Genomic DNA, 9,813 nt, shown 5'->3' on the forward strand with positions numbered 1-9,813 from the left:
GCCGCTCCGGGCCTCGCTCGTTCCTCGCTCGGGTCCTCACGACCTACGCCAGGCCGAGCTCCTCGAGCGGGTAGACGAACCGGTACTCGACACCCGTCTCTCGCTCGATCAGCTCACCCGCGCCGGTCGCCCGGTCCGCGATCGTGGCTACGGCCACGACGGTGCCACCGGCCTCCCGCACCGCCTCGACCGCCGCGAGCGGGGAGGCGCCCGTCGTGGTCGTGTCCTCGACGACAAGGACGTCACGGCCAGTGAGGGAGGGCCCCTCGATCCGTTGCTGGAGCCCGTGTGCCTTGCCCGCCTTCCGGACGACGTAGGCGTCGAGCCGGTCCCCCGCCGCGGCAGCCGCGTGCAGCATCGAGGTCGCCACCGGGTCTGCCCCGAGCGTGAGGCCACCGACAGCGGCATACGAGAGATCCTTGGTGAGCTCGCGCATGACGATGCCGACGAGCGGGGCCGCCTCACCGTCGAGGGTGATCCGGCGCAGGTCGACGTAGTAGTCGGCCTGTGCGCCGGAGCTCAGCGTCACGCGCCCGTGGACGATGGCCTTGGCCTTGATGATCTCGAGCAGTCGGGCGCGGGCGGTGGCGGCGTCAGTCACGAGACGTCATCGTATGCCGCCCCGGCGCGCCGTTGGAGCGGCCTGCCACCATGGGGCGGTGACCCCGATGATCGTCGTCCTGCTCGTCGTCGCGGCGTTCATCGTCGGTTTCAGCAAGACCGCCATCGGCGGGCTGGCGATGATCTCCGTGGCGATCTATGCCGGCATCATGCCGGCCCGGGAGTCGACTGCGGCGCTGCTGCTCGTCCTGATCATCGGCGATGTCTTCGCGGTGTGGCACTACCGCAAGGAGTGTGACTGGGCGATCCTGCGGCGGCTCGTGCCCGCGGTCCTGCCGGGGATCGTGCTCGGGGCGGTCTTCCTCGCCGTCGTCGACGACGCCGTGCTACGCCGGAGCATCGGCGCGATCCTGCTCGCGCTCGCCCTGCACCAGCTGTGGCTGCTGCGCCGACGCACCCGACCGAGACGGCCGGTCACCCGGGCCACCGGGCCGCCTGCGCAGCACTCGTGGCTCGCCGCCGCCGGGGCAGGGATCGGTGCGGGCTTCACGACGATGGCGGCCAACGCCGGCGGCGGCGTGATGACCCTCTACCTGACGGCCCAGGGGGTCGACAAGCTGCGCTTCCTCGGCACCAGCGCCCTCTTCTTCTTCGGCATCAACCTGTCGAAGCTGCCCTTCAGCGCGGCCCTGGGGCTCTTCTCGCGGCCCATGTTCCTGCAAGCACTCTGGCTCGCGCCCGTCGTCGTGCTCGGGGCCTGGATCGGGCTGCACGCGGCGCGGCGGATCAGCGAGACCTGGTTCAGCGTGGCAGTCGTCGCGGTCACGGCGATCTCCGCGGTGCCGCTGCTCATCGGGTGAGCGGCAGGACTGCGCGATGCGTACAAGCAGTCACTGCTTGTCGTCAGCCCCGGGCGGATCCGGATCGCGGGAGTCCCCTTCGGGCGCAGTCACATCCGGGCCTGCCGAGTCCGATTCCGGCAGGTCGGGCTCCTCGCCGGCTCCGGCACCGGCGGCCCGGTCGTCATCACTCTTGGCTGGCGGGGAGACATAGATCGGGAGCGGGGCGTATTCCGGCGGCGGTTCCGGTGCCATCCGGTCGGCGTCGATGGGCCGCGGGTTGCCATGCAGATCCTCCACCCCGGTCAGGTACTTCACCGCCGCGTGCGCCGATGCCACGATCGGGATCACCAGGATGGCGCCGAACACCCCGCCGAGCAGCCCGCCGGCGGTCAGCGCCAGGATGATGGCGACCGGATGCAGCTTGACCGCTCGACCGACGACGAACGGCTGCAGGAGGTGGGCCTCGACCTGGTTCTCGACGACCAGCACGGCCAGCAGGATGACACCCGGGATCAGGCCCTGGCTGATCAGCGTCACGAGCACGGCCAGCCCTCCGAATGCGACCGCTCCGACGATCGGGATGAAACTCCCGATGAACACCAGCACGGCCAGCGGGGCCGCCAGCGGCACGCCGAGCAGGAACAGCGCGAACCCGATCACGATCCCGTGGAAGGCGGCGATCAGCGCGGTTCCGACGATCCAGCCGGACAGCGAGTGCCACGCGCGGTAGCCGGCTCCACGCACACTCGGCTGCACGGCGCGAGGAAAGAGCCGGACCGACCAGCTCCACATCCGGTCACCCTCGTCGAGGAAGAAGTAGGTGAGGAAGAGCATGACGACCAGGCCCGTGACCACCTCTGCAGCCAGAGTCCCGACCGTGACGATGCCGTTGGCGATCTCTCCGGTGTGCTGCCTCAGGGTGTCGACCGCGCTGTCCTGCAGCTGCTGAAGCTGGTCGCTGTTCGTGAAGGGCAGCCTGTCGAGGTACCCCCGGAGCTCGCTGACGAGGTCGTTGACCTGGCCGACGAGCTGCTGGTAGTTCGCGGCGGCCTGCTGCACCACGAACCACCCGACCCCACCCAGGACCAGCATGGCGACGATCACGGTCCCCCAGGTGGCCAGGGCACGCGGGAAGCCCAGCCGCCGCAGCAGGGCGACCAACGGATGCAGCAGGGCTGCCAGCAGCAGGGCGAAGAAGACGGGAAGGAAGACCAGGTAGAGCCTCTCGATCAGCATCACCAGAGCGAGGCCTGTCACCGACACCACGAGGATCCGCCAGCACCACGCGGCCGCGATGGCAAGGCTGGCCGGCACGGGCAGGTGCGTCAGCACCGTGCTGGCCGGTGGCTCGTACCGGTCCTTGTCTGACACATCAACCCAAGTACCCCGTCCTCGGGGGTGCACCACAGACCGGGTGGCCGCCCGCTGGTGGAGTGTTCGGCAACGACGTGTGTCCGGGCGTCTCACCGGGCAAGAGAGAGAGCGTGCTCGGCATTGGGCTGATGGTCCTGGCGGCGCTGTGCAATGCGTCCGCGTCGGTGCTGCAACGTGCCGCCAGCAAGCACGAGGATCGCTCGGACCAGTTCTCGCTGCGCATGTTCTGGGACCTCGCGCAGCGGCCGGCCTGGGTCTTCGGGATCCTGACGATGCTCACCGGCTTCCTGCTTCATGCGGTGTCGATCTCGATCTCGCAGATCGCCCTGGTGCAGCCGCTGCTCATCGCCGAGCTACCGTTCACGATCATCCTCGCTGCCATCACCTTCCACCTGCGGGTGACACGGCGCGACTGGACCGCGGTCGCGATGGCGTCGCTGGGTGTGGCGGCCTTCGTCGGTGCGCTGGCTCCGCACGGGGGTTCGGCGTACGAGGTCGACCCATGGACCTGGGCCTTGGCGATCGGGGCGACGCTCGTCGGTGTGGGTGCTCTGGTCGTGCTCGGTTACCGCGGCAGGGACGAGCACCGAGCGGTCTGGCTCGGGATCGCCACCGGGGGCATCTTCGGGCTGAACTCGTCGCTCATCGCCGGTGTCGGCGCCTCGGTCGCCCATGGCGGCAGCCTGTTGTCGACCTGGCAGACCTACGGCGTCGCGCTGATCGCACCGACGTCCTTCTTCCTGCTGCAGAACGCCCTGGCGGCCGGCAACCTGGTCGCCTCGCAGCCCGGGCTCACCCTCACGAACCCGCTGGTCGCCGTGGCCTATGGCCTCGTGGTCTTCAACGAGCAGACGCGGCACGGCGTCTTCTTGGCCATAGCCATCGCAGGGGTGCTCAGCATCGCCGGCGGCACCGTCCTGCTGTCTCGGTCCACGCTGCTGCAACACAGCTCCGCGGCAGACACACCCGAGCAGGGCCCGCCGCCGGCACCAGGCAGGCCCGCAAGCGGACCACCCGACTGAGCCAGGTGAGACCACCGTCAGGAGGGCGCGATGCGCGCGGGCACGTTGTAGGGCGTGATCACCTGGACGCCGGCCGGGACCGAGGTCGGCGCTCCCGGGAGGAGCCTGTGGTAGCGCAGCACCTGGCGCAGGGCAGCTCGCATGTCGGCCCGCAGGTCGTGGTGCAGCACCGCGTCGATCTGCCCGTCCCGCAGCAGGTCGAGGTTGTCGGCGTCGAGGTCGTGCCCGATCAGGACCGCGTCCAAGACGCCGGCTCGGCGCAGCTGCGCGACGACGGCCCGGTTGCCGCCGCCGACGGAGTAGACGGCCCGCACATCCCGCTCGTGCGCCAGCGCTCTGGCGACCAGCCCCGCGGTCCGCTCGTCGAGACCGTCGGCGTCGCTCAGCTCCACGAGCCGCAGGCCTGGCGCCTGGGCCCGCACCGCCCCGGCGAAGGCGGTCGCCCGCTCCCGCTCGCCGAGGAAGTCACCCCGGCTGAGCAGCACGAGGACCGTCCCCACGAGGGCGCCCTCGCTCCCGCGCGGGGTGAGGAAGCGCAGCGTGAGGTATGCCGCCGTCCGCCCGGCGGCCGTGTTGTCCAGGCCGACATACGCGACCCGCGCGCAGTCGTGGACGTCGGTCACGAGCGTCACCACGGGGATGCCGCGAGCGTGGAGCCGGTCGATGGCGGCCGCGACGTCCGGCTGGTCCGGGGCCTTGACGAGGACGCCGTGGCAGGCACGGCCGCGCCCGCCGATGGCGTCGAGCCGACCGACCAGCCCGGCCGCCGAGCCCTGCTCCCGCAGGTCGGACCGGATCCGGATGACCGCCGGACGAGCCGAGGCGAGCTCGGCCTCGAGCGCCTGCTGGACCGCGGCCGTGAAGCGGTGCGGTGCCTGCATGACGAGGTCGAGCAGGATCGAGCGCGCCCCGAGCCGCAGCTGGGTCTGCTGACGGTCGAGCTCGAGCTGCGCCTGCTCGACGGCGCGAACCGCGCGGGCGCTCACCCCGGGTCGGTCGTGCAGCACCCGGTCGATGGTCGCGAGGCTGAGCCCGGACTGATCGGCGATGTCCTGGAGCCGGTGCGCGCGGTCCCTGCCCACGGCGCCGATGCTACCCGTCTGAGGTGTTCTTGAGGGTTCCGAGGGCACTCACCCACGGCGGCCGATGGTGGCGATGGCGCCGAGGACGACTGGCGTCGCGGCATGTTTCCGCGGCAGCTCGCTGTCCTCGACATGGTCGGGCGAGACTCTCCCCTCGGAGATCCGCTCGCCGACAGACCGCAACGGCAGGCTGCTCCGGGGGCAGGTGTTCCGTGCCGTAGCGCACACCCACCCCAGTATGGCGAGAGCAGACACGCCTCCGGACGGTCCACGGGCCGCTCGCGGCGGGGGCTTCGCTGCCCCCGCAGATGGCCCGTGGTGGTGGTTGGTGTACTCATCCGGCAACGGTGCACCCGGCCGCGTCGAGGACGCATGACGAGCGCATGGGGATGACGTCGGGATCTTCTCCCGCGGACGAGAAGCCGCCCGGCTGAGCGGCATACCACTTCTTGGCGGTATGCCGCTCAGCGTCCTCGGCGTACAGCGTGCACCACGGCGGCGAGCGCGTCCATCGCCTGCGCGACGTCGTCGGGGCTGGTGTACATCGCGAGGCTGAGCCGGCAGCTTGCCGGCGGGTCGAGCCCGAGGTCGCGGTGGGCCAGGGTGGCGCAGTGGCAGCCGGCCCGCGACTCTACCCCGAGCTCGTCGAGGCGACGGGCGACGTCCATCGGGTCGGCGCCGTCGACCTGGCACGCCAGCACCGGCGCGCGGGGGACCTCCGGCGGCGGCCCGTACACGGTCACCTCGGGCAGGTCCGGCGCCGCACACAGCGCCAGCGCCGTCATGTCGGCGGTATGCGCTGCGACCAGGCGCAGGGTCTGGGCGGCGTCGACGAGCAGCAGGGAGCGCTGCTCCCCCCACGGTTGCTCGTACCCACTCGCGTCGGCGATGGCGCGCGTAGGACGCCTCGAACAGCTCGGTCATGCGCCGCGATGCTCTGGACTGGCCCCGATGCACGTTCTCGTACCACGGGGCCAGCGCCCGCACCAGCGTGAGGACCTCCCGGGGCGGCTGGGTGCTGGCCGCGTTGTCGGTCACCACCCGGCCCGCGCCCGGGAAGTCGAAGTGCCGTCGGAGCCGCTCGACGTCGAGACACGCCTTCGGGGGGGCCGTGGGTTGCTCGGTCGAGGCGCCGCGCGTCACCACGGCGGGCGGTGTCATCGTCGTGGGCCGGCCGCGTGTCCCCACGCCCCGACCAGGGTCGGCGGCTTGAACAGCGCGCCCGCGGCCTGCTGCGCCCGAGCAATGCGTTGCTCGAGGGTGTCGATGTCCATGTCGGCGGTCGTGGCGATGCCGGCTCCTTCGATGGCCGGCAGCAGGGTGCGGACCGTCTCGGCCAACAGTCGCGGCCCAGCCGGGTTCCCCGGCTCGTGGTAGGCCTGCAGGCCGACACAGACGGGCTCGGCCAGACCGGCCGCGGTGAGGATGCCGCCGAGCCGCGGGCCGAGGGCCGGGTCGTGTCCGGCCCGTTCGAAGGCCGCCAGGATCCACCCCATGGCCCGGCTGGGCAGCGCCAGCGCCGGCAGGCTGCCCGCCGCCGTCATGTCGTACTCCATCGCCAGCAGGGTGCCACCGGGGCGCAGCACACCGGCGTAGCGTCGGACGACCTCGGCCGGGTCGTCCAGGTAGAGCAGCACCAGCCGCCCGACGACCGCGTCGAACCGGCCGCCGAGGTCCGTTCCCGGGTCGAGGGTGGCGACGTCGGCCTGCAGGAAGGAGACGTTGCCGATCTTGTCGATGTCGGCTCGGCGCCTGGCCGTCTCGAGCGCTGCGGCGGACCGGTCGACGCCGACGACCGAGCCGCCCGGCCCGACCCGGCCTGCGACCAGGAACGCCACGTCACCGGCACCGGTGCCCAGGTCGAGCACCCGCATGCCCGGCTCGATCCCGGCGAGGGTGAGGAAGGCTCCGGTCGCGGGCGCCAGGATGCGCGCCTGGTCCTGCAGCCGCCGCAGCTCGGTCTCGTCGTGGCCGAGCAGGTAACGCGTGGTGGTTGGTGTACTCATGCCGTCACGGTGGACCCAAGGGCGTCGAGGACGCATGACGACTCCGTCGGGATGACGTCGGGATCTTCTCGCGCGACAAGTGGGCCCTTGCACTGGGATGATCGACCCGGGAGCTATCCGATGGGCACCGTCTACCACTTCGCCGGCTGCGAGCTCGACCCGGGCCAGTTCCGACTGAGCCGGGACGGACAGGTCGTCCACGTCGAGCCGCAGGTCGTCGACGTGCTCGCCTACCTGGTCGAACACCGGGACCGCCTGGTACCACGGACCGAGCTGCTCGACGCCGTATGGGGCGACCGGTTCGTCAGCGAGTCCACCCTCTCGAGCCGGCTCATGCAGGCCCGCAAGGCCGTGGGCGACGACGGTCACCGGCAGGCGGTCATCGCGACAGTGCACGCCCGGGGGTACCGCTTCGTCGCTCCGGTGCAGCTGGTCGACACAGCCGCCCCGCCCGAGACACTCGGGGCCGCCGAGACCCAGGAGGTCCGCTACTGCGTCGCCCCCGACGGGGTGTGTGTCGCCTACGCCCAGGCCGGTCACGGCCCGCCACTGGTCAAGGCTGCCAACTGGCTGACCCACCTCGAGCAGGAGTGGGACAGCCCGATCTGGGGCCACTGGCTGCACGAGCTGTCCCGCGGGCACCGCCTGGTCCGCTACGACGAGCGCGGCTGCGGGCTGTCCGACTGGGACATCCCGCAGTTCTCCTTCGACGCGTGGGTGGACGACCTCGAGCTGGTCATCGACGCCGCCGGCGTGCAGGCGCCCTTCCCGTTGCTGGGGCTCTCGCAGGGTGGCGCGGTCGCGATCGCGTATGCCGTCCGGCACCCCGAGCGGGTCTCGCGGCTCGTCCTGGTCGGCGCGTACGCCCGCGGCCGCCTCGTCCGGGCGCAGACCCCCGAGGCGCGCGAGGAGGCCGCCCTCGACCTGCAGGTCGGCAAGGTGGCGTGGCGCCGGGACGACGACGCGTTCCGGCAGGTCTTCGCCAGCCAGTTCCTGCCCGGCGAGAGCCGCGAGGTGTGGGATGCCTTCAACCGGCTGCAACGCTCCACCACCTCGACCGAGAACGTCGTCGCGTTCCTCGATGTCTTCGCGCACATCGACGTCACCTCGCTCGCGCCGCGGGTCACCTGTCCCACCCTGGTCGTGCACTCCCGCGACGACATGCGCGTCCCCCGCTCCCAGGCCCGCGAGCTTCTCGACCTGATCCCCGACAGCCACCTGGTGATGCTGGGCAGCCGCAACCACATCCTCACCGCCGGCGAGCCGGCCTGGCCCGCCTTCCTGGGCGAGCTGGACCGGTTCCTCGCTGGAGGTGGCGCTCCCAGCCCGGTATGGGCCTGACCGGAACCCGGCACTGCCGCGGGCTCAGCCCACCGCGCGCTGCAACTCCCGGTGGATCCGAGGTCAGAGGGTGAAGGCCGCACGGAAGCGCTGCAGCGCAACCTCACTGTCGCCCGAGGCGAACGCCTCGAGGCCGACCGTCCCGGTGTAGCCCAGGTCTGCGAGGGCCCGAGCGACCGCCGGGTAGCTGATCTCCCCCGTGCCCGGCTCGCACCGCCCGGGCACGTCAGCCACCTGCACCTCGCCGATGAACGGCAGGGCGCGCCGGCACAGATCGACGAGGTTCCCCTCCCCGATCTGCGCGTGGTAGAGGTCGAGCATCAGCCGCAGGTGCGGGTTGTCGACGGACGAGACGAGCGCGAGGCAGTCGGCCGCCGTGGCGAAGGGGACACCGGGATGGTCGACGGCCGTGTTGAGGTTCTCCAGGACGAAGGTCACGTCGTGGCGTTCGCCGAGCGTCGCGATCCGTTCGAGCGTGTCGCGTGCCGCGAGCCACATCGCGCCGGTGACCACTTGCTCGGGCCGGACGGGCAGACCCGCCGCGTCGAGCCCGGTGCCATGCAGGTTCAGTCGCGGGATGCCGAGGCGTTGGGCGACCGGGACCGACTGCTCGGCGGTGGCGAGCAGCTCGTCGGCGCCCTCACGGTCGGTGAGCGTGCCCCGGATGTAGCCGGTCATCGAGGAGAAGACGACGCCCTGCTCGCGCAGGGCCTCGAGCCCGTCGAGGTCGTGCCGGGTCCAGTCCCAGATCTCGACTTGGAAGCCGAGCTCGTGGATCCGCCGGATCCGCTCGGCCACCGGCAGGTCCAGGAAGACCATCTCGGAGCTGACGGCCAGGGTGAACGGGGTGTTCATGCGACACCCCCGAACACACGGTCGGCGTCGCGGACGGTGACCGTGCCGCCCGCCTGCACCGACTCGATGCAGGCGAGCGCGATGGCGAGCGCGGCGCGCGCGTCGGTGCCGCCCACCTCCGGAGCCGACCCGGCGCGGACCGCGGTGCAGAACGACGCGAGCTCGGCGGCATACGCGTCGGGGAACAGCTCGGTGTCGGACCGCGTCGTCGGGCTCGAGACGCCGTCCTTGCTCCAGTGGGCCATCGTCACCTGGGCCGGAGTGCCGGCCGTGACCATGCCCGCAGAGCCGAAGATCTCGCCGCGCACATCGTAGCCGTAGGCGGCCGCGAAGCTGGCCTCGGCGGTGGCGATGGCGCCGTTGTCGTAGCGGATCGTCACGACGGCGGTGTCGAGCAGGCCGCGCTCCTTGAAGTCGGGGGCGACGAGCGCGTCGGCCATCGCGTTGACCTCCACCGCCCTGGCCCCTGCGTTGAACCAGTTGAGCGTGTCGAAGTCGTGGATCAGCGTCTGGGTGAAGATCGTCCATGGCGGGACGCCGCCCGGGTTGGCCAGCCCGGGGTCGCGGGTCAGCGAGCGCAGCAGCTGGGGTCGGCCGATGCCGCCGCCGGCGACGAGCGCATGGGCGGCGGAGAAGTCCCCCCCGCAGCGGCGGTTGAAGCCCCCCAGCCCCGGCCCCCCCGCCCCGCCGCCCCCCGCGCTCGCCCCGTCGGCGGCGGCGGGGGGGATCG

At 71.8% G+C, this 9,813-nt stretch carries 10 protein-coding genes; 3 read left to right on the forward strand and 7 right to left on the reverse strand.

Translation table 11 applies throughout. The features are described from left to right. Window positions 1-43: 43 nt before the first annotated feature. Window positions 44-601 carry an orotate phosphoribosyltransferase gene (pyrE, locus tag L0H79_RS17305; protein ID WP_301485894.1) on the reverse strand — a complete coding sequence of 186 codons (558 nt, stop codon included), beginning with the start codon at window positions 599-601 and terminating at the stop codon, window positions 44-46. A 67-nt stretch (window positions 602-668) separates the two neighbouring features. Here pyrE and L0H79_RS17310 point away from each other — a divergent pair, with 67 nt between their 5' ends. Continuing rightward, the gene (locus tag L0H79_RS17310) at window positions 669-1,421 is read left to right on the forward strand and encodes a sulfite exporter TauE/SafE family protein (RefSeq protein ID WP_301485902.1); all 753 of its coding nucleotides are present in this window, start codon (window positions 669-671) and stop codon (window positions 1,419-1,421) included. A gap of 30 nt (window positions 1,422-1,451) precedes the next feature. Here L0H79_RS17310 and L0H79_RS17315 read toward each other — a convergent pair whose 3' ends face one another. Further along, window positions 1,452-2,774 carry an AI-2E family transporter gene (locus tag L0H79_RS17315; protein WP_301485895.1) on the reverse strand — a complete coding sequence of 441 codons (1,323 nt, stop codon included), beginning with the start codon at window positions 2,772-2,774 and terminating at the stop codon, window positions 1,452-1,454. A gap of 113 nt (window positions 2,775-2,887) precedes the next feature. On the opposite strand from L0H79_RS17315, the gene L0H79_RS17320 reads away from it, so the two are divergent. Beyond that, a complete protein-coding gene (locus tag L0H79_RS17320; protein WP_301485896.1) occupies window positions 2,888-3,799 on the forward strand; it encodes a DMT family transporter in 912 nt (303 codons plus the stop codon). A 17-nt stretch (window positions 3,800-3,816) separates the two neighbouring features. On the opposite strand, the gene L0H79_RS17325 is transcribed toward L0H79_RS17320, so the two are convergent. From L0H79_RS17325 to L0H79_RS17335, 3 genes are all read right to left on the reverse strand, one after another. Beyond that, window positions 3,817-4,881, reverse strand: a complete 1,065-nt coding sequence (locus L0H79_RS17325) for a LacI family DNA-binding transcriptional regulator (RefSeq protein ID WP_301485897.1) — start codon at window positions 4,879-4,881, stop codon at window positions 3,817-3,819. A 464-nt stretch (window positions 4,882-5,345) separates the two neighbouring features. Continuing rightward, complete coding sequence (locus L0H79_RS17330; RefSeq protein WP_367652489.1) at window positions 5,346-5,771, reverse strand: aminotransferase class V-fold PLP-dependent enzyme; 426 nt, start codon at window positions 5,769-5,771, stop codon at window positions 5,346-5,348. A 267-nt stretch (window positions 5,772-6,038) separates the two neighbouring features. After that, window positions 6,039-6,887, reverse strand: a complete 849-nt coding sequence (locus L0H79_RS17335) for a class I SAM-dependent methyltransferase (RefSeq protein ID WP_301485898.1) — start codon at window positions 6,885-6,887, stop codon at window positions 6,039-6,041. 120 nt (window positions 6,888-7,007) lie between these two features. Here L0H79_RS17335 and L0H79_RS17340 point away from each other — a divergent pair, with 120 nt between their 5' ends. After that, complete coding sequence (locus L0H79_RS17340) at window positions 7,008-8,228, forward strand: alpha/beta fold hydrolase (protein ID WP_301485899.1); 1,221 nt, start codon at window positions 7,008-7,010, stop codon at window positions 8,226-8,228. Between the two features lie 63 nt (window positions 8,229-8,291). Here the strand turns inward: L0H79_RS17340 and L0H79_RS17345 are convergent, their stop codons facing one another. Beyond that, window positions 8,292-9,083 carry a TIM barrel protein gene (locus tag L0H79_RS17345; protein ID WP_301485900.1) on the reverse strand — a complete coding sequence of 264 codons (792 nt, stop codon included), beginning with the start codon at window positions 9,081-9,083 and terminating at the stop codon, window positions 8,292-8,294. Beyond that, window positions 9,080-9,813: Gfo/Idh/MocA family oxidoreductase (locus L0H79_RS17350; RefSeq protein WP_301485901.1), on the reverse strand; the 734-nt coding region annotated here is incomplete at its 5' end. The genes L0H79_RS17350 and L0H79_RS17345, both read right to left, overlap by 4 nt.

The organism is Intrasporangium sp., from assembly GCF_030452765.1.
Lineage (GTDB): Bacteria > Actinomycetota > Actinomycetes > Actinomycetales > Dermatophilaceae > Intrasporangium_A.

Excerpts from the sequence above, each read along its gene's own strand:
- L0H79_RS17345 (WP_301485900.1), bottom strand. The coding sequence starts at position 9,083 with ATGAACACCCCGTTCACCCTGGCCGTCAGCTCCGAGATGGTCTTCCTG.
- L0H79_RS17340 (WP_301485899.1), top strand. The coding sequence starts at position 7,008 with ATGGGCACCGTCTACCACTTCGCCGGCTGCGAGCTCGACCCGGGCCAG.
- L0H79_RS17335 (WP_301485898.1), bottom strand. The coding sequence starts at position 6,887 with ATGAGTACACCAACCACCACGCGTTACCTGCTCGGCCACGACGAGACC.
- L0H79_RS17310 (WP_301485902.1), top strand. The coding sequence starts at position 669 with ATGATCGTCGTCCTGCTCGTCGTCGCGGCGTTCATCGTCGGTTTCAGC.